Source organism: Pseudoduganella dura (genome assembly GCF_009727155.1).
Taxonomy (GTDB): Bacteria; Pseudomonadota; Gammaproteobacteria; order Burkholderiales; family Burkholderiaceae_D; genus Rugamonas; species Rugamonas dura.
This window is the reverse complement of the sequence record NZ_WNWM01000002.1, coordinates 391,224-409,966: the sequence shown is the minus strand read 5'-3', so window position 1 is coordinate 409,966 and position 18,743 is coordinate 391,224. Positions and strand designations below refer to the sequence as shown.

20 protein-coding genes are annotated in these 18,743 nt (G+C 67.8%); 14 read left to right on the top strand and 6 right to left on the bottom strand.

Annotation, left to right across the window (positions count from 1 at the left end; genetic code table 11):
- Positions 1-33 precede the first annotated feature (33 nt).
- From pelA to GJV26_RS01980, 5 genes are all read left to right on the top strand, one after another.
- Complete coding sequence (pelA, locus tag GJV26_RS02000) at positions 34-1,335, top strand: pectate lyase (RefSeq protein ID WP_155707224.1); 1,302 nt, start codon at positions 34-36, stop codon at positions 1,333-1,335.
- A 109-nt stretch (positions 1,336-1,444) separates the two neighbouring features.
- Entirely contained in the window at positions 1,445-1,879 is a 435-nt protein-coding gene (locus GJV26_RS01995) for a MarR family winged helix-turn-helix transcriptional regulator (RefSeq protein ID WP_155707222.1), read from the top strand.
- A complete protein-coding gene (locus GJV26_RS01990; RefSeq protein ID WP_155707221.1) occupies positions 1,876-3,348 on the top strand; it encodes an MDR family MFS transporter in 1,473 nt (490 codons plus the stop codon). The genes GJV26_RS01995 and GJV26_RS01990 overlap by 4 nt, the downstream gene beginning before the upstream one ends.
- A gap of 52 nt (positions 3,349-3,400) precedes the next feature.
- A complete protein-coding gene (locus tag GJV26_RS01985; RefSeq protein ID WP_155707218.1) occupies positions 3,401-3,838 on the top strand; it encodes a nuclear transport factor 2 family protein in 438 nt (145 codons plus the stop codon).
- A gap of 23 nt (positions 3,839-3,861) precedes the next feature.
- Entirely contained in the window at positions 3,862-4,227 is a 366-nt protein-coding gene (locus GJV26_RS01980) for a GFA family protein (protein ID WP_155707216.1), read from the top strand.
- 4 nt (positions 4,228-4,231) lie between these two features.
- Here GJV26_RS01980 and GJV26_RS01975 read toward each other — a convergent pair whose 3' ends face one another.
- Positions 4,232-4,480 (bottom strand): DUF3297 family protein, encoded by a 249-nt coding sequence (locus GJV26_RS01975; protein ID WP_155707214.1) that lies wholly within the window; start codon positions 4,478-4,480, stop codon positions 4,232-4,234.
- Between the two features lie 57 nt (positions 4,481-4,537).
- Here GJV26_RS01975 and GJV26_RS01970 point away from each other — a divergent pair, with 57 nt between their 5' ends.
- Together GJV26_RS01970 and GJV26_RS01965 are read left to right on the top strand one after the other, a co-directional pair.
- Complete coding sequence (locus GJV26_RS01970; RefSeq protein WP_155707212.1) at positions 4,538-4,957, top strand: secondary thiamine-phosphate synthase enzyme YjbQ; 420 nt, start codon at positions 4,538-4,540, stop codon at positions 4,955-4,957.
- Positions 4,958-5,052: 95 nt separating this feature from the next.
- Positions 5,053-5,319, top strand: a complete 267-nt coding sequence (locus GJV26_RS01965) for a UBP-type zinc finger domain-containing protein (protein WP_155707210.1) — start codon at positions 5,053-5,055, stop codon at positions 5,317-5,319.
- 7 nt (positions 5,320-5,326) lie between these two features.
- Here the strand turns inward: GJV26_RS01965 and GJV26_RS01960 are convergent, their stop codons facing one another.
- Complete coding sequence (locus GJV26_RS01960) at positions 5,327-5,668, bottom strand: DUF5710 domain-containing protein (protein WP_155707208.1); 342 nt, start codon at positions 5,666-5,668, stop codon at positions 5,327-5,329.
- A 125-nt stretch (positions 5,669-5,793) separates the two neighbouring features.
- Here GJV26_RS01960 and GJV26_RS01955 point away from each other — a divergent pair, with 125 nt between their 5' ends.
- From GJV26_RS01955 to GJV26_RS01940, 4 genes are all read left to right on the top strand, one after another.
- Complete coding sequence (locus GJV26_RS01955) at positions 5,794-6,792, top strand: OmpA family protein (RefSeq protein ID WP_155707206.1); 999 nt, start codon at positions 5,794-5,796, stop codon at positions 6,790-6,792.
- A gap of 137 nt (positions 6,793-6,929) precedes the next feature.
- Positions 6,930-7,892 carry a ribonuclease Z gene (locus GJV26_RS01950; RefSeq protein WP_155707204.1) on the top strand — a complete coding sequence of 321 codons (963 nt, stop codon included), beginning with the start codon at positions 6,930-6,932 and terminating at the stop codon, positions 7,890-7,892.
- 32 nt (positions 7,893-7,924) lie between these two features.
- Positions 7,925-8,941 (top strand): AI-2E family transporter, encoded by a 1,017-nt coding sequence (locus GJV26_RS01945; protein ID WP_155707202.1) that lies wholly within the window; start codon positions 7,925-7,927, stop codon positions 8,939-8,941.
- 66 nt (positions 8,942-9,007) lie between these two features.
- Positions 9,008-11,287: an FdhF/YdeP family oxidoreductase gene (locus GJV26_RS01940; RefSeq protein WP_173346114.1), complete on the top strand. Its 2,280-nt coding sequence runs from the start codon at positions 9,008-9,010 to the stop codon at positions 11,285-11,287.
- A gap of 81 nt (positions 11,288-11,368) precedes the next feature.
- Here GJV26_RS01940 and GJV26_RS01935 read toward each other — a convergent pair whose 3' ends face one another.
- The gene (locus GJV26_RS01935; RefSeq protein WP_155707198.1) at positions 11,369-11,857 is read right to left on the bottom strand and encodes a hypothetical protein; all 489 of its coding nucleotides are present in this window, start codon (positions 11,855-11,857) and stop codon (positions 11,369-11,371) included.
- A gap of 290 nt (positions 11,858-12,147) precedes the next feature.
- Between GJV26_RS01935 and GJV26_RS01930 the strand changes: the two genes are divergently transcribed.
- On the top strand, positions 12,148-13,098 hold the full coding sequence (locus tag GJV26_RS01930; protein ID WP_155707196.1) for an alpha/beta fold hydrolase: 951 nt from the start codon (positions 12,148-12,150) through the stop codon (positions 13,096-13,098).
- 121 nt (positions 13,099-13,219) lie between these two features.
- Here the strand turns inward: GJV26_RS01930 and GJV26_RS30040 are convergent, their stop codons facing one another.
- The gene (locus GJV26_RS30040) at positions 13,220-13,948 is read right to left on the bottom strand and encodes a PEP-CTERM sorting domain-containing protein (protein ID WP_229427932.1); all 729 of its coding nucleotides are present in this window, start codon (positions 13,946-13,948) and stop codon (positions 13,220-13,222) included.
- A 277-nt stretch (positions 13,949-14,225) separates the two neighbouring features.
- On the opposite strand from GJV26_RS30040, the gene GJV26_RS01920 reads away from it, so the two are divergent.
- On the top strand, positions 14,226-15,176 hold the full coding sequence (locus tag GJV26_RS01920) for a 2-hydroxyacid dehydrogenase (protein ID WP_155707194.1): 951 nt from the start codon (positions 14,226-14,228) through the stop codon (positions 15,174-15,176).
- Between the two features lie 58 nt (positions 15,177-15,234).
- Here the strand turns inward: GJV26_RS01920 and GJV26_RS01915 are convergent, their stop codons facing one another.
- Positions 15,235-16,413 carry an ABC transporter substrate-binding protein gene (locus GJV26_RS01915; RefSeq protein ID WP_155707192.1) on the bottom strand — a complete coding sequence of 393 codons (1,179 nt, stop codon included), beginning with the start codon at positions 16,411-16,413 and terminating at the stop codon, positions 15,235-15,237.
- A gap of 219 nt (positions 16,414-16,632) precedes the next feature.
- Here GJV26_RS01915 and GJV26_RS01910 point away from each other — a divergent pair, with 219 nt between their 5' ends.
- The gene (locus GJV26_RS01910; RefSeq protein ID WP_155712186.1) at positions 16,633-17,715 is read left to right on the top strand and encodes a porin; all 1,083 of its coding nucleotides are present in this window, start codon (positions 16,633-16,635) and stop codon (positions 17,713-17,715) included.
- A 24-nt stretch (positions 17,716-17,739) separates the two neighbouring features.
- On the opposite strand, the gene GJV26_RS01905 is transcribed toward GJV26_RS01910, so the two are convergent.
- Positions 17,740-18,564, bottom strand: a complete 825-nt coding sequence (locus tag GJV26_RS01905) for an IclR family transcriptional regulator domain-containing protein (RefSeq protein WP_155707190.1) — start codon at positions 18,562-18,564, stop codon at positions 17,740-17,742.
- Between the last annotated feature and the right edge of the window lie 179 nt (positions 18,565-18,743).

Below are 18,743 nucleotides of genomic sequence, written 5' to 3'. Positions count from 1 at the left end.
GGCCGCCGCATCTATCTTGGGAATGGAGGAAACATGCATCTGAAAAAAGCGGCGATCGCGCTGGCGCTCGCGCTGGGCCTGGGGCTGCCGGCGGCGCACGCGTCGGTGATCGGCACGATGACACGCGCGCAGCCGGTCACGGAAGCGCGCATCGCGGCATTGGCCGAAGCGGACCGGGCCGCATGGCGCGGCTACCTGGAACGTTCGCGCGCGCTGATGGCGCGCGACAAGGCCGCGCTGGCAACGGAACGGGCAGCCGGCGCCGCGCCGCCGGAGGCACAGGCGCGGCTGCACGGCGATTCCGGCATGCCGCTGGACAAGCCGCCGGCGTGGTATGCGTCGCCGGAAGCGCGCCATGTGGCCGACAATATCGTCAGCTTCCAGACGCCCGCCGGCGGCTGGGGCAAGAACGTCGACCGTACCGGGCACGTGCGGCAAAAGGGCGAGCATTATGCGCCGATCGACGACGACCCGTCCGGCGGCGTGATCGTTGCCGCCGCCGGCTGGAACTATGTCGGCACGATCGACAACGATGCGACGACGACCGAGCTGCGCTTCCTGGCGCGCGTGCAGGCGGCGCTGCCGGGCGCGCCGGGCGAGGCCTACCGCAAGGCGTTCGACAAGGGCGTGGGCTACCTGCTCGATGCGCAATATCCGAACGGCGGCTTCCCGCAGGTGTATCCGCTGCAGGGCGGTTACCACGACGCGATCACCTACAACGACAACGCGTTCGCCCAGGTCGCCGACCTGCTGGCCCTCGTGGCCGGGAGGCAGGGCGATTACGCGTTCGTGGCGCCGGCACTGGCATCGCGCGCGCAGGTTGCGCACGGCCGCGCGATCGGCGTGCTGCTCGCCAGCCAGATCCGCGTGAACGGCCAGCTCACCGGCTGGTGCCAGCAACACGATGCACTGACGCTGGCGCCGGTGGGCGCGCGCAATTTCGAGCCGGTGGCGCTGTCCAGTTCCGAGACGTCGCGCCTGCTGACGTTGCTGATGCGGCTGCCGCAACCGACTGCGCAGGTCACCGCGGCCATCGACGGCGCCGCCGCCTGGCTCAAGCGCGTGGCGGTCTACAACGTCGGCTGGACGGCCAAGGGCGAGAACGGCCGCTTCCTCGAAGCGCGGCCCGGCGCCGGACCGCTGTGGGCGCGGATGTACGACATCGACACGATGCAGCCGGTCTTCGGCGACCGCGACGGCACCATCCACACCGACGTCAACGAGCTGACGAAGGAGCGGCGCGACGGTTACGGCTGGTATGGCAGCGGCCCGGCATCGGCGCTGGCCGCGTATGACAAGTGGCGCGCGGGCCAGGGCGGCAAACAAGGCCGGTGAGCTTGCGCCGGGCCGGCACGGCGTGGCCGGCAGTTCGAGCGCCGGACTTGCGGTAACGGGCCGGCAGGGCCAACATAGATAGGTAGGCTATCTATGTTGAAGGTGAAAGATGACGCAACGGGTACAGGCGCTCTCCGAGGAGTTGCGCAACGCGCTGAAGCTGCTGGTGCGCGAGATGCGGCGCGACGCGGCGGGCGACGAATCGGGGCTGTCGTTGATGCAGGCCTATCTGTTGTGGGCGGTGGAAGAACATCCCGGCATCGGCATTGCCGAGCTGGCGCGGCTGCAGAACGTGCGCGGTCCGACGATGAGCGGCCAGGTCAAGGCGCTCGAGGAAGCGGGCCTGGTCGAGCGCAGCGCGCCGTTTCCGGAAGACCGGCGGCGCAGCGGCCTGCAGGTGAGCGCCGCCGGCGCGGCACACCTGCGGCGCATGCGTGCCGGGCGCCTGGACTGGCTGTCGCAACGCGTGGCCCGCCTCAGGCCCGCCCAGCTCGATGCGCTGGAAGCGGCCATCGAACCTCTCGCCATCATCGCCCGGCCATGAACCAGGCGATCGTTTCCGACCCGGCCGCTCCCGTGACCGACCACGAGGTCCGTGCCGTCTACCTCGCGCTGCTGACGGTGCTGGGGCTGGGCGCGCTCGAACAGAGCATCGTTGCCACCGCGCTGCCGCGCATCGTCGCGGACCTGGGCGGCATGGCGCACCTGTCATGGGTCGTCACCGCGTTCGTGCTCGCATCCACGGCCGTGATGCCGCTGTACGGCAAGCTGGCCGACCAGTACGGCCGGCGGCCGATGATCTTCACGGCGCTGATCCTGTTCCTCGCGGGCTCCGTGCTGTGCGGCTTCGCGCAGGACATGACGCAGCTGATCGCCTTCCGCGCCGTGCAGGGGCTCGGCGCCGGCGGTTTCATGCCGCTGGCGCAGATCATCATCGGCGACATCGTGCCGCCCGCGCAGCGGGCCCGGCGCCAGGGCTCGATCGCGATGCTGTACGCCGCCGCCAGCGTGGTCGGCCCGGTGCTGGGCGGCGTGATGACGGACCTGCTGTCGTGGCACTGGATCTTCTTCATCAACCTGCCGATCGGCGTCGTCGCCTTTCGGGCGCTGGCCCGCTCGCTGCGCAGGCCCGCCGCCACGCACGCGCACCGCATCGACTACCTGGGATCGGTGCTGTTGACGGGGTCGATCACGGCGCTGCTAATCGTCCTGGCGCTGGGCGGCACCGAGTGGCCCTGGGAAGCGCCGCAGCTCCGGGTGTGCGCGCTGCTGGCCGCCGGCCTGGGCGCGTGGCTGGTGGTCCACGTCCGCCGCGCCGCCGAACCGGTGCTGCCGCCGGACCTGTTCGGCAACCGCGTGTTCAACATCGCAAGCGGCGTGATGCTGCTGACATTCGTGGGCCTGATGGGTGCCAGCGTGTTCTTCCCGCTGTTCTTCCAGCTCGTCATGGGCAATACGCCCGCGCAATCCGGGCTGATGACGATGGCGATGATGGCGGGCATGATCCTGTCGTCCATGCTGAACGGCCGCGTGCTGGCGCGTTCGGGCCGCTACAAGGGCGCCCAGGTCGCGGGGCTCGCGGTGGCCACGGCGTCGTTCGGCGTGCTGGCATGGGCCATGGATGCGGGCCTCGGCTACGCGGTGCTCGAACCGGCGATCTTCACGCTCGGCTTCGGCCTGGGCCTGGTGATGCCGAACATGACCGTGGTGGTGCAGAATGCGCTGCCGCCCGCCCGCCGCGGCGTCGGCACGGCGATGCTGACATTCTTCCGCTCGCTCGGCGGCCTGCTTGGCGTGACCGGTTCCGGCGCGATCCTCGCGCGCCAGCTGCATGCCCACGGCATCGCCGCCGCGGGCACGTCCGCCCCGGCGCTCCAGGCGGGCGCGGTGGCCGTGTACCGGCACGCGATCGCCGGCATCTTCGGCGCCGGTGCCGCGATCGTGCTGGCCGCGCTGGTCGTGCTGCTGTTCCTGCCCGAGGCGCCGGCGCCGGCGCACCCGCCCGGCGGGTGACCGCGGGGTGTTTTCGGCGTACACTGGGGCCCCGCCCATCGCCGGAAGCCCCATGAAAAAACACCTGCTGCTGTTCTGCTGCGCGCTGCCCTTGCAGGCGCTGGCGGCCTGCCTGCCCGCCGAGGAGCTGGTCGAACGCGACCGCCAGTACGAAGCCGCGCTCGGTTCAGGAAACGTGGCTTTCCTGCGCGAGCTGCTGGCCGACGACTATATCTGGGTGCACACGCTCGGCTCCGAGCTCGAAACGAAGCCGGCGTTGCTGGCGCGGATGGAAAAGCCCACGCGCTTCAAATCGCGCACGACGGGCGACGTGCAGGCACGCGCGCTGGGCGATACGGTGGTGCTGCACGGCGTGTCGATCGTGGAGCAGTGGAACGCGGACGGTACCACTTTCAAAACCAACCGCTACCAGTTCATGCGCACCTACGTGAACGTGGACGGCCGGTGCAGGCTGCTGGCGGGGCAGACCATGAACCTGTCGTCGAAGTGAGCGACTGAACGGGGGAGCGCGCGATGCTGAGGGGAAGTTGCCTGTGCGGCGGGGTAGCCTACCGGGCCGAGGGTCCGGTCCACCATGCCAGCCATTGTTACTGCACGATGTGCCAGAAGCAGCATGGCGCCGGTGCCGGCTCGTATGCGAACGTGGGCAGTGCCGGATTCGCGATCGAGCGCGGCGCGGAACTGGTCGTGGAGTATGCGTCGTCCGGACAGGGGCGGCGCGGGTTTTGCCGCGTGTGCGGGTCCACGCTGTTCTGGCGCAGCACCGCGTCGCCCGAGAGCATCGCGGTCACACTGGGCACGCTGGAGCCGCCTTACGACGGCCCTGTCGAGCGTGAGTTGTTTACGGAGACGAAACCGGCATGGCTGCCGGTGAAATGACAGGTCAGCGGTAGAACGCTTCGACCTTGCCTTTCAGCTTGATCAGCATCGGCTGGCCCTTGCGGTCCAGCGCCTTGCCGGACGGGACCTTGATCCAGCCTTCGCTGATGCAGTACTCGGAAACGTCGAAGCGTTCCTTGTCGTTGAAGCGGATGCCGACGTCGTGTTCGAACACGGCGGGCACGTGGAAGGAGCTGCGCGGGTCGGTCGACAGATGGTCCGGCAGGTCGGGGCGTTGAGTGGTATCGTTCATGGGCGCCAATTATCCTTCAGATGGCGGCGCACGACAACCACCATCCTGCTGGAGAACATGGTCTTGGCTCATCAGGCAATCCTCGAATTTTCCACCGCCGGGCGCGGCACGCGCGATATCACGGACGCCGTGGCCGGGGCGGTGCGCGAATCCGGTATTGCCTGCGGAGTGGCGCACGTGTTCGTGCAGCACACGAGCTGTTCGCTGACGATCACCGAAAATGCCGATCCGGACGTGCGGCGCGATCTCGAGACGATCGTCGCGCGGCTGGCGCCGCACGGCGACCCGGCCTTCCGGCACGATGCGGAAGGGCCGGACGACATGGCCGCCCATGCCCGCACGATGCTGACCGATACGGCGCTGACCGTGCCGGTGGGCGGCGGCCGGCTGCTGCTGGGCACGTGGCAGGGCATCTACCTGTGGGAACACCGCACGGCGCAGCACCGGCGCACGGTGGTCGTCACCGTGCTGGGCTGACCTCTCCCGAACGGGGCAGGCGCGGCTCGCCCGCCCGGGGCGGGGCGCCGCACGCACCCCGGCGGTAAGCTTGGGCATTCATTCGGGAGAACACGATGAGCGACCAGTGCGGCCATTTCGACCAGATCCACACCTATAAACCGCGCACCAGCGGCTGCGAGGAATGCCTGAAGACGGGCGATACGTGGGTGCACCTGCGCACCTGCCTCGCATGCGGCCACGTGGGCTGCTGCGACCAGTCGAAGAACCGGCACGCCACGCGGCATTTCCATGAAACGGGGCATGCGATGATGCGCTCGCAGGAGCGCGGCGAAACGTGGGGCTGGTGCTACGTGGACAAGCGGATGTTCGATCCGATCTGAATCGCCGTCAGGCCGTCCAGCGGCTGAACGGTGCGGCATCCACGCCGTTGGGCACATACCATTTCTTGCTGGCGGCATCCCAGCGGGCGCCCAGGCGCTTGGCTTCGTCCTTTTCCGCGAACGGCACCTTCAGGAACACCTGCGCCTTGGCCGGTGCCCCGCCGCGCGGCGCACTGCGCGTGTTGTCGACCCGCGTGTTGTCGACGCGCGTGCCTTCCGGCGGCAGCGTGGTGGCGGGCGGTGTCGTGTCGATCCGGCTGCCGTCGGGCTGTACCTCGACCCAGCGTTTTCCGGCGGGGGATTCGATGGCGAGCTTGTACGGCGGATCGAAGGGGAAGTCGGCGGTCATGGCATCTGGAACGTGGTCGAGGGCGGCATTATAACAACGTGGCCGCCGCGCGATCGGGATTGATGTTGTTTAAAAGGCATTTTCTCCATAGAATCCCGGGTACTTCAACTCGTTCCGGGATCATCATGCGTGTCCATCGACTTTCCGCTCTCGCTCTCTGTGCCGCCGTGGCGGTCCCGGCCCATGCGCAGCTGAAAGGCGGCGACGCCGTCAGGAACGGCAAGGACCATCCGCTGCTGTCCCGCTTCGAAGGTTCGAAGATGGTCGCCTACGACCAGCGGCAATACGACGAAGCCACGCTGGTGACCGGCAAGCCGTACTACAAGAACAACGAGATGGTGCTCGACAGCGCACTGAAGGCGGAAGGCCGATACACGCGCATCGCCTACGTCTACGACAAGGACCGGTCGTCGCTGGAAGTATTGCGCAATTACCAGGCGGCACTGGAAAAGGCGGGCCTGAAGACCGTGTATTCGTGCGCCCTGCAGGCCTGCGGCCCGAACCTGGACAGCTACATGCTGCGCACCCATCTCGACAAGGATGGCTTCATCCAGGGCGGCTACCGCAATTCGCTCTATTCCGGCGGGAGCGAGCCGCGCTACCTGGTGGCGAAGGGCACCCAGGCGGACGGCTCGGCGGTTCACGTGGCGGTGTACGTGGTGCCACCCGCGCGGGGCGACTTCGGCGGCGTGTTCCTGCAGGTCGTCGAGGGCAAGCCGATGGAGACGGGCAAGGTGGCCGCCACGCTGAACGCCGGCGACATGGCCCGCAGCATCGCCGCGGAGGGCAAAGTGGCGGTGTACGGCGTGCACTTCGATACCGGCAAGACTGCCGTGAAGCCGGAATCGAAGGAGGCACTGGCCGAAATGGCGAAACTGCTGCAACAGGACAGGAACCTGAAGGTGCACATCGTGGGCCACACCGACAACCAGGGTTCGCCGGCGCACAACATGGACCTGTCGCAGAAGCGCGCCGAATCCGTCGCCAGGACGCTGGCCGCCGATTACGGGATCGACGCGAAGCGGCTGGGCGCGAAGGGCGTCGGCTCGTACGCCCCGGTCGCCTCGAACGATGCCGAGCCGGGCCGCGAGAAGAACCGGCGCGTGGAGCTGGTCAAGCAGTAAATCCGCCGAATCGTCAAGGCCGAGGCCGTGTCATGGTGCCTGACCCCTTGCCACGGTCTCGGCAGTAAGGCGTTGTTCCAGGCGCCGCGCCCGGCGGTAATGGCCGATAATCCGGGCTCGGCGACAGCGGACACTCCATGGAACTGCAATTTCTCGGCACCTCATCCGGCACCCCCACGAAGACGCGCAACGTGTCCGGCACGGCCTTGCGCTCGGCCGGCGGCTGGGTGCTGGTCGATTGCGGCGAGGGTACGCAGCACCGCATCCTGCGCACGAACCTGTCGCCGCACGACCTGCGCGCGGTATTCGTCACGCACCTGCACGGCGACCATTGCTACGGCCTGCCCGGGCTGCTGGCCAGCGCCGGGCTGCTGAACCGCACGGCGCCGCTGGCGATCGTGGGCCCGCAGCCACTGGAGCGCTACGTGCGCGGCGTGATGGAAACCACTGCGCTGCAGCTGCCGTACCCGGTGCGGTTCATCGACGTGGCCGACGCCGCCGCGGCCGATTTGCTGGACGACCTCGCGGTGACGGTGGCCCCGCTGTCGCACCGGATCGCCTCGTACGCGTATGGTTTCACTGAAAAGGTCACCGAGCGCAGGCTCGATGCGGCAATGCTGGCCGCCGCCGGCGTGCCGCGCGGCCCGCTGTGGGGAGTGCTGCAGGGCGGCAACGACGTGACGCTGCCGGACGGCAGTCCGGTACGCTCGGCCGATGTGCTGCAGCCGCCGCGCCGGCCGCGCCGGATCGTCATCGCCGGCGACAACGACATGCCGGAACTGCTGGCGCAGGCGGTGCAGGGCGCCGACGTGCTGGTGCACGAGGCCACGTACACCGAGGCGGTGCTGGAAAAGATCGGCCCCGGCCCGCAGCACAGTTCCGCGCTGCGCGTGGCGCGGTTCGCGCGCGAGGCGGCCATTCCCAGCCTGCTGCTGACGCATTTCAGCCCCCGCTACCAGGATGAGCGCGGCCCGCTGACGCTGGCCGATATCGAGGCCGAAGCCCGCGCGGAATATGGCGGCAGCCTGTTCCTGGCGCGCGACCTGGCGCGCTATGCGCTGGACAAGGCTGGAATGTTGACGGAATTGCCGCCCCGCTGAGGCATAATGCCGGCTCAACCGCCCACGCCATCATGCCGACGAACCCACAAGCCCGCTACAGCGTCATCGCCTCCTACCTGCTGATCGCCACATTCCTGCTGCTGGTCCTGAAAAACGGCCTGCTGGGCGCGCTGTTCGCCGGCCTGCTGATGTTCTCGCTGATCCATGCGATCGCGCCGGCGCTGGGCCGGCGCATCAGCGACGCGCGGGCGCGGATGGTGGCCGCCGCCGCCATCGGGGCCCTGCTGGTCGGGCTGATCGGGCTGGCGGCATGGGGCCTGGTCGTGCTGCTGCGCCTCGACGCCTACAGCGTGACCCACCTGTTCGTGCGGATGGCCGACATCATCGATGCTTCGCGCGACCAGATTCCGCCGTGGATCAGCGAGCACCTGCCGGTGGATGCCCATGCGCTGCGCGAAGCGGTCACCGCGTGGCTGCGCGAGCATGCCGGCGCGGCGCAGGCGGCCGGCGCCGAGGTGGGCAAGACGCTGACGCGGATCCTGCTCGGCATGGTGATCGGGCTGATGGCCTCGCTTCACGATGCCAGCAAGGATGGCGCGCCGCACCGCCCGTTCGCCGAAGCGATGCTGCAGCGCGCGCGTTTCCTGGCCCGGGCCTTTCGCAATGTCGTGTTCGCGCAGGTATGGATCTCGGCGATCAACACCGTGATCACGGCGATCTTCGTGTTTGTCATCCTGCCGCTGGCCGGCGTGCACCTGCCGCTGTCGAAGACGGTGGTGGCGATCACGTTCCTGGCCGGCCTGCTGCCGGTGATCGGCAACCTGATCTCGAACACCGTGCTGGTGGTCGTCAGCCTGTCGCACTCGCTGCACGTGGCCGTGGCCGGGCTGGTGTTCATGATCGTCGTGCACAAGCTGGAGTATTTCCTGAACGCCCGCATCATCGGCTCCCACATCAATGCCCGGGCATGGGAACTGCTCGCGGCGATGCTGTTCGCCGAAGCCGTGTTCGGCGTGCCGGGCGTGATCGCCGCGCCCGTGCTGTATGCCTACGTCAAGGACGAATTGCGGGCACGCGAGCTGATCTGAGGCAGCCGCTCACTTCACGGCCGGGCTCACGCTACAATGACGGCCCCGGAAACAGCCCCGACAGCAATGACCAAGACCATCCCCTTCCGTCCCTATGACAAGCCGGCCGGCGGCCTCGGTTCGCTGCACGGCACCGCCAAGGCGCTGCTCGGCAATGGCTCCTACCCGGCGCTGGCCACGCTGCCCCGGCTGAACCAGCCGCAGGGCGTCGATTGCCCCGGCTGCGCCTATCCCGATTCGCCGGACAGCAAGTCGGTCGATTTCTGCGAGCAGGGCGCATGGGCCATCGCGCACGAAGGCGGCAAGGCGCGCGCCACGCCGGCATTCTTCGCCGCCAATACCGTTACCGCGCTGCGCGCGAAGGATCACTGGGAACTGGAAGCGGCCGGCCGCCTCACCGCGCCGATGCTGTACGACGCCGGCAGCGACACCTATCGCGAAATCGGCTGGGACACCGCGTTCGCGCTGGCCGGCGCGGCATTGCGCGCGCTGGACGACCCGGACCGCGCGGTGTTCTACACGTCAGGCCGTACCAGCAACGAGGCCGCGTTCGCGTACGGGCTGCTCGCGCGCGCGTTCGGCACGAACAACCTGCCGGATTCGTCGAACCTGTGCCACGAGTCGTCCGGCATGGCGCTCACCGAATCGATCGGCGTCGGCAAGTCCACCGTCACGCGGGCCGACTTCGCCGACACGCAGCTGATCATGAGCTTCGGCCACAATCCGGGCTCGAACCACCCGCGCATGCTGGGCGACTTGCGCGAAGCGAAACGCCGCGGCTGCCGCATCATCATCTTCAACCCGCTGCGCGAGCGGGGCCTGGAAGCGTTCGCCGATCCGCAATCGCCCGGCGAACTGCTGGGCGGCGCCGGCACGCAGCTGGCCGATGCGTATTACCAGGTGCGCGTGGGCGGCGACCTGGCGGCCATTACCGGCATCGCGAAAGCCGTGCTGGAGCGGGGCGCCGTCGACGCGCCGTTCATCGCCGCGCACACCGACGGCTTCGACGCGTTCCGCGAGCTGGCGGCCGGTCAGGCCTGGCCGGAGATCGAACAGGCCAGCGGCCTGTCGCGCGCGCAACTGGAGGAAGCGGCCGGCTTCTACATCGACTCGCCGGCCACGATCGCGGCCTGGTGCATGGGGCTGACACAGAACGAATTCGCGATCGAAACGATCCAGTCGCTCGTCAACCTGATGCTGTTGCGCGGCAACGTGGGCAAGCCGGGCGCCGGGCTGATGCCGGTGCGGGGCCACTCGAACGTGCAGGGCGACCGCACGATGGGCATCACGAACCGGCCGAAGCCGGCCTGGCTGGCCGGGCTCCAGCGGGTGTTCGGCTTCGTGCCGGCCGCGAAACCCGGGCTCGATGCGATCGGCACCATCCACGGCCTGGTGGACGGCACGGTGGAGGCGTTCGTGGCGCTCGGCGGCAATTTCGCCGTGGCCGCCCCGGATACGCCGCGCGTGCTGGAAGCGCTGTCGCGCACGAAGCTCACGGTGCACGTGGCCACCAAGCTCAATCGCACCCACCTGTATCCTGGCCAGACCGGGCTGCTGCTGCCGTGCATCGGCCGCACCGAACTCGATGTGCAGCCGTCCGGCCCGCAATTCGTCAGCGTGGAGGATACGGCATCGATGGTGCATGCGTCGATGGGGCGCAACCGGCCCGCCAGCGAACTGCTGCGCTCGGAGCCGTTCATCGTCAGCCGCCTTGCCCAGCATGTACTGCCGGACATGGGCATCGACTGGCACACGATCGGCACCGACTACGATGCCACCCGCGCGCTGATCGAGCGCGTGGCCGAAGGTGCCGTCGAAGGTTTCGCGGACTACAACGAACGGATTCGCGCGGAAAAAGGGTTCCACCTGCCGAACGGCGCGGGGCGGCGCGAATGGGCCACGGCCGTGCGCAAGGCCCGCTTCATCGCCCACCCGCTGCCGGCGGACACGATCATGGCGCGCGCCCGCGCGCGCCATGGCGACCGGGTGCTGTGCCTGGCCACGATCCGTGCGCACCGGCAGTACAACACCACGGTCTACCGCGATCCGAAAGGGGAGGTGGACCGTTACCGCGGCGTGCACGGCACGCGCCACGTGCTGTTCGTCGGCCGCGCAGCGCTGGCCCGGCTGGGCTTCGCGGATGGCGACGTGGTGCGTGTGCGCGCCGCTTCGCCGGACGGCATCGAACGGCACGTGGACGGCATCCGGCTGGCGGCCGCCGCGCTGGACGGCGACGACGTGTTCGGCTATTTCCCCGAGCTCACGCCGCTGCTGTCGCCCGCGCTGGTGGCGCGCGGCTCGAACACGCCGGCGTTCAAGCAGATCCCGGTGCTGATCGAGCGATGATCGAGAGAAGACCAGGCGAAGAACGGGCGCCGGGGCGGTCGGGCGGGCAGGCCGGCTGAGGCAGGGCGGCGGGTGCGCCGGTCAGGACAGCCGCCGCACCCGCCGCGCCTCGAATGACTTTTCAAAGAAGCTCGACAGCATCTGTTCCAGCCGTTCGGCGGTCAACTGGGCGCAACCGATCGTGCCGCCTTCCTTGCCGGAGCCGTCGCGGACATGGCGATCGAACGCGCTTTCCCACTCGAGCAGGCAGCTGTTCTCGATGGCGGTAAAGGTCAGCGTGCAGGCGTCGCGGCCGGCATGGGCGGCCAGCCGGTTCTTGTCTGGCACGAATGTCAGACGCACGAAATCGTTCCAGCCGTCGTTGCCTTCCTCGATCTTGCCGTCGTAGTCGTGCTCGTACATCTGCTTGCGCATCGCGGCAAGCTGCGGGCGGATCACGCCTTCCAGCGTGGTGCGGTACTGTTCGCGAAAGTCGAGCCGGGCCTGGCGCGCATCCTGTTCCTGCTGGGCCTGCTGCGCGGCGGCCACGTCCGCCTCGTGCTTGATCGCGGCTTTGGAAAATATGGACATCGGTGACATTGGCTGAAAAACATCAGTGTACACGCGCGGCACGGCAAATGCTGCACGCGCGCGCCCTGGCGGATCGCGCCCGGCCACCGGAACATGCCATGCGGCGTTGCATTGCGCGAAGCGACGGGATACAGTGTCGAGGTTAACCCATCGACAATATAATAACCGCCGGCCGGCGTCACCGCGGCGCGCGCGAGAAAGACCAAGCAAGCACACATGATCCTACAGGGACGAGGCGCCGTGGTGACCGGCGCCGCCAGCGGTATCGGCCGCGCCATGGTGCCGGGCTGATGCCGGCACTGGCAACGATCGCGGCCGTCGCGGCCGGCCTTGCCGTGCCCGCCACGGCCGGCGCCCTCGCGCTGTTCACGCGCTACGTCGAACGCAAGGTGGAGGCGGCGCTGCCGCCGCAGGGCATCTTCATCGAGGTGCCGGGCGCCCGGCTGCACGTGCGCGAACAGGGCCAGGGGCCGGCGCTGCTGCTGGTGCACGGGCTGGGCGGGCAGATGGCGCATTTCACCTACGAGGTGGCGCGGCAGCTTGCCCACCACCATCGCGTGATCACGGTGGACCGGCCCGGCTCCGGCTATTCCACGCGGCGGCGCGGCGCCGCGGCCGGCCTGCGCGAGCAGGCGGCGGTGCTGGCCGCGCTGATCGACCGGCTCGAACTGGAGCAGCCGCTCGTGGTCGGCCATTCGCTGGGCGGCGCCGTGGCGCTGGCGCTGGCGCTGGACTATCCGGACCGGATCGCCGGGCTTTCGCTGCTGGCGCCGCTGACGCACCTGCCCGACGAAGTGCCGGCCGCGTTCGGTGCGCTGGCCATGCGCTCGCCACGGCTGCGGCGCCTGCTGGCCTGGACGGTGGCGACACCCGGCGCGATCGCGCGCGGCACTGCCATGCTGGGGGAGGTATTCGCCCCGGACCCGGTGCCGCCGGATTTCGCCACGCGCGGCGGTGGATTGCTCAGCCTGCGGCCGGGCCAGTTCCTTGCCGCGGCCGATGACATGGGAGCGCTAACGGAGCAACTGCCCGGCTACAGCAGCCGCTATGCCGAGCTGCGGATGCCGGTGGCGGTGCTGTTCGGACGGGACGACCGGATCCTGCCATGGCGCGAGCACGGTGAGGCGCTGGCCTGCAAGGTGCCGCATGCGGTGCTGGAAGTGGTGGATGGCGGGCACATGCTGCCGGTGGCGCAGCCGGATTTGACGGTGCAGTTCATCCGGGGCGCGGCGGCCCGCTGATGCGGGGCTGCGAGACAGCCGGGCGGAAGACCCGACTGTAAAATTTCTCGACAGTTCAATACAGAAAGCGATGCGGCAGGTCTGCGCGGCAACACCGTTGCCGCTGCGTTCACATGCGCGATCAGGCCTTGCGGCGGCGCAGTGCGGCCAGGCCCAGCAAGCCGACGCCCAGCATCAGGTACGTGCTTGGTTCCGGAACGGCCGAGACGCCGTAGAAATTGCCGGTGCCGACAACGTGCGAACCGTTCGAGCCAGGGTATGGCTGGGTGAAGCTGGCCGAGAAGGCCAGGTCCGCGCCACCGATCTGCTGGTTGGTGTCGAAATATTGCGCAGCGACACCACCGACGACGTCGAGCTGGCCCAGGCCGCTCAGGTTCGGCGGACGCTGGGAGTTGACAGTGCCGCGCAGCGTGGAACCGTTGTACTCGTGGCCTTCCAGGCTCAGCCACAGCGTGCCGAGACCGACATTGTTGTCGTTCATCGTCAGCGGATCGTTGGGGTTGATCGTCGACGGGCCATCGTTCAGGAAGATCTTGACGGTGCCGCCGGTGTAGAGAACGGTATTGCCGACCGTGCTGGTCGGGGTGTAGCCGCCATATACCACGGTCAGTTCGCAGCCGTCGCAGAACTGATTCTGGCCCAGGCCGTTGATCGTCGAAATGATGCCGTAGCCGCGCACGGAACCGTCCGCCTCGAAGATCTGGTGCATCTGCACCGACGACGAAGCGAAGTCCAGCGCGTAGTCCGGATCGAACGTTACGCCGCCGATGTTCACTGGCGCCGCCACGGCCGCACCCATTGTCGAAACCGCTACTGCCATACCGAGCAGGGCATTTTTGATCGTATTCACGGGTTACTCCAAGTTGTAAGAGGTTGGGACTGCAATGATATTTTTTGCACAAATATATGCAAGATTCATGCCGCAGGTCAGCCATAACAGCGCAAGTGGCTGATATTGCTCAAGTTACTGGACAGTTCGGTACGCTAAGAATTGGCCGCGGCAAGCTCAACTGTAAAATTTTCCGACGGTTGCGGGGCGATACCTCGTGCAGGTTGCAGCCGAAGAAATTGTGGGAAGACGCCCGCCGGCCTAGAATAGCCAAACATTCACTAATGTATAAAAGCACATGAAACCGGAAATCCTCGTGATGGCGGCCAGCCCGTCGGCGTCCGTGATGGCGCAGCTGGAACAGCATTTCGTTTGCCACCACGTGTGGCAGGTACCGATGGACGGCCGCGCCGCTTTCATTGCCGGTGTTGCCCCGGATGTGCGCGGCGTGGCCACCACCGGCATGGCGGGGATCGGCGCGGGACTCGCGGCGCAGCTGCCGCGGCTCGAGATCGTGGCCGTCAACGGCATCGGCGTGGATGCCGTCGATTTCGACGCGTTGCGTCCGCGCGGCATCCGCGTGACGAACACGCCCGGCGTGCTGACCGACGACGTGGCGGATCTGGCGGTGGCGCTGCTGCTGGCGGTGTCGCGCCGTGTGCCGGCGCTCGACGGCTATGTGCGCGCGGGGCAATGGCAGGCCGGCGTGCCCGTCAGGCCGACGCGCGCGCTGCGCGGCAAGGTCGCCGGCATCTACGGATTCGGGCGCATCGGCCAGGCGGTCGCATCGCGGCTGGCCGCGTTCGGGCTGCAGCTGCGCTACTGGCAGCCGAACGTGAAGGCCGGGGTCGACGTGCCGCGCAGTGATTCGCTGCTCGCACTGGCGCGCGAAAGCGATTACCTGGTCGTCTGCGCGCCGGGCGGGGCCGCCACGAAGGGCACGGTCGATGCGGCGGTGCTGGAAGCGCTGGGGCCGGAAGGCACGCTGGTGAACATCGCGCGCGGCTCGCTGGTCGACGAGCCGGCGCTCATCGCCGCGCTGGCGGAAGGGCGGCTGGGCGCCGCGGCGCTGGACGTGTTCGCCGAAGAACCGTCGGTGCCCGCCGCGCTGGCCGCGCTGCCGAACGTGGTGCTGACGCCGCACGTGGGCAGCCTGACCGTAGAAACCCGGCACGCGATGGGCCAGCTGGTCGTCGACAACCTGCTGGCCCATTTCGAAGGGCGGCCCCTGCCGACACCGGTGGCCTGACGCCGATGCCGGCGGCAGAACCGCCGGGCGGCGGTTCTGCCTGCCTTTCGCTTGCCTTCTACTGCTTGCCGGGATCCTTCATGTCCGCGAACTTGTCGAATTCGATGTTGTAGACCTCGTTGCCGACCTTCTTCACTTCGCGCACGTAGACGGTCTGCACGATGTCGCGGGTGGCCGGGTCGATGGCGATCGGGCCGCGCGGGCTGTTCAGCCTGATCGTTTTCAGCACGGCCATCGCCTTGTCGCCATCGATCTTGCCGTTCAGCTTGCGCGCCACTTCATAGATGGCGGCCATGCCATCGTAGGCGCCCACGGCCATGAAGTTCGGGCGTCCGCCGCCCGGGTTCGCCGCCGCGAAACTCTTCAGGAACGCCTTGTTCTCGGGCGAATCGTGCGCGGCCGAATAGTGGAACGTGGTGATCACGCCCAGCGTCGCATCGCCCATGGCCGGCAGCACGTGGTCGTCGGTCAGGTCGCCGGTGGCGATCACCTTGATGCCGGCGGCCGCCAGGCCCCGCTCGCGGTAACCCTTCATGAACGCGATGCTTTGCTCGCCGGCCGGCACGAACACGAAGATCGCATCCGGCTTCGCATCCTTGATGCGCTGGATGAACGGCGCGAATTCGGGGTTGCGCAGCGGCACGCGGATCGATTCCGTGACCTTGCCGCCGCCGGCTTCCAGCGTTTTCCTGAAAGCCGCCTCGGCATCGAGGCCGGGGCCGTAGTCGGCCACCAGCGTGACGACCTTGTTCAGCTTGTTCTTCGCCGCCCAGGTGCCCATCGGCGCCGAAATCTGCGGCAAGGTCATTGAGAAGCGCGCGATGTAGTTCGACTTGGTCGTGATCGACGATGTGGCCGCGTTCATGATGATCATCGGCTTCTTCGCCTGCTGCGCGACCGGCGCCACAGCCAGCGCTTCCGGCGTGAGGCCGAAGCCGGCCAGGAAGTCCACCTTGTCGCGCACCACCAGTTCCTGCGCCAGGCGCTTGGCGATTTCCGGCGACGGGCCGGTGGTGTCCTTGAGGATCAGCTGGATCTTCCTGCCGGCCACCGCATCGCCGTGCTGAGCCATGTAGGCCTTGATGCCGCCTTCCATCTGCTTGCCGTAGTCCGCGAAGGGGCCGGAAAATGCGGCGATCACGCCCACCTTGATCGTTTCCTGGGCCTGTGCCAGCGGCATTGCCAGCAGTTGCGTGCCGGCCAGCAGGGCGGCGATGGTGCTGTACGTGAATTTCATGGTTGTCTCCATTGGTTTTTGTCTACATTGGACATCATCAGGCTACTTGAGATTCTTGACAAGGCCCGGACAACGGCAATAGTATCGACTCATCGTTCGATAAGCAATCGATTGTTCGATCACCGAACAACGCTTATTTGGCCGGTACTACACATATAAAACAACACAGGAGACAGCATGAACGCAGTCAATATCGACGGGATGGCGCGCGGCCGTGGCATGCGGATGGCGGCGGCCGGCGCGCTGGCGCTGCTGGCGGCGGGCGCGGCGCAGGCGCAAAGCAATGTCACGATCTACGGCATCATCGACGGCGCCGTGGCGCACGTGGACAACACGAACGCGAACGGCGATTCGGTCACGAAGATGCCGTCGCTGACGGGATCGTTCCCGTCGCGGATCGGCTTTCGCGGCACCGAGGACCTGGGCGGCGGCCTGTCCGCCGTCTTCACGCTGGAAAGCGGCTTCGGCCCGGACACCGGCGCGATGGGCCAGGGCAACCGCCTGTTCGGCCGCCAGGCCAGCGTGGGCCTGAAGGGCAAGTGGGGCACGCTGACGCTGGGCCGGCAAATCAACATGACATATATCGCCACCCAGAAGGCCGACGTGCTGGGCCCGAACCTGTTCGCGATCGGCAGCATCGACGCCTACCTGCCGAATGCCCGCAGCGACAATGCCATCGGCTACCTGGGCAACTTCGACGGCATCGTCGCCGGCGCCACGTACAGCTTCGGCCGCGACGCATCGTCCGCCGGCGGCCCGGCCGCCACCGGCTGCGCGGGCGAGTCGGCCGTCGACTCGAAAGCCTGCCGCCAGGTGACGGCGCTGCTGGGCTACGAAATCAAGGCGTACGGCATCAACGCGTCATACGACAAACTGTACGGGAATACCGGCGCGGCCAACGGCCTGACCAGCAGCAGCAACTACGACCGTCGCGTGACCGTCAACGGCTACTGGATGCTGGGCGGCACCAGGCTGGGCGCCGGCGTGGTCGACCGCAAGACCGATGCCGCCACCGGCGTCACGGAATCCGAACTGTATTACCTAGGCGTGAGCCACCCGCTCAATCCGCTGCTGACGCTCGATGCGCAGGTGGCGCGCAAGAACGTCAAGCGCAGCGGCGACGATACGAACATGGCGGTCGCCAGGCTGACGTATTACCTGTCGACGCGTACCGCCCTCTACGGCGCGTTGGGCATCATGGACAACGATGGCGCCGCCGCCATCGCGCTGGACGCCGGCGGCACGGCCGGTGCCGGCAAGGCGCAGAAGGGGATCATGGCGGGGCTGCGCCACCACTTCTGAACGGCTGGCGCGACGGGCCCCGGTTCAAGGCAGCAGCACCGCCAGCTCGCGGGCGCCCTGCAGCAGCACCGGCAGGAACTGCTCTTCCATCTGGCGGGCGCTGACGCGGCCGGCCTGGGCGCCGACGTTCAGCGCCGCGTGCACGATGCCGGAAGCGCCGCGCACGGGCACCGCGATCGACCGCAGGCCCACTTCGAGTTCCTCGTTGTTGATCGCGTAACCCTGTTCGCGCACCTGCGCGAGCACCGCGCGCAGCTGCTTCTGGGTGGTGACCGTGTGCTCGGTGAGCGGCTTCAGGCGCACCTTGTCGAGGTAGGCCTGCAGCTCCGCTTCCGGCAGGTGGGCCAGCATAACGCGGCCCAGCGACGTGCAGTAGGCGGGCAGCCGGCTGCCGGTGTTCAGCGCCACGGACATCACGCGCGAGGTGGCGGAGCGGGCGACATACAGGATCTCGTTCTCGTCCAGCACCGCCAGCGAGCACGATTCGTTCAGCGTGCGGCTGATCGCGTTCAGGTAAGGCTGGGCCGACACGGTCAGCGGCGTGGAAGACAGGTAGGAATAGCCGAGCGTCAGCACCTTCGGGCGCAGCGAGTAGTTGTTGACGTCGGACTCGGCATAGCCGAGCTGCTTGAGCGTGTACAGGCAGCGGCTGACGGCGGCGCGGGGAATGCCGGTCTTCTGGCTGATCTGGGCGATCGTCAGGCTGCGGCGCGAGTCGGAAAACGCCTGCAGCACGGCGAGGCCGCGCGCCAGCGACGTCATGAAGCTGGGATCGGTCAGCGCATCGATCTGTTCGGCGATCGTGGGTTCGCGTTCGGCCTGGGGGGCCTTGCTGGTTGTTGTAGTCATGACGGTCTTTGATGAAGTGGTGCGATTGTAATGGAACACCCGCTCGAACAACCGGTATCGCCGCCTGGCTGCTGCTTGTCCGCTGCCCGTTTGCAGCTCATCCACCGATTTCCGCTTGACCTTCCCGGACACCGGTGCGACACTGACATTGTTCGATTAACAGATTATAGTTCGATTAT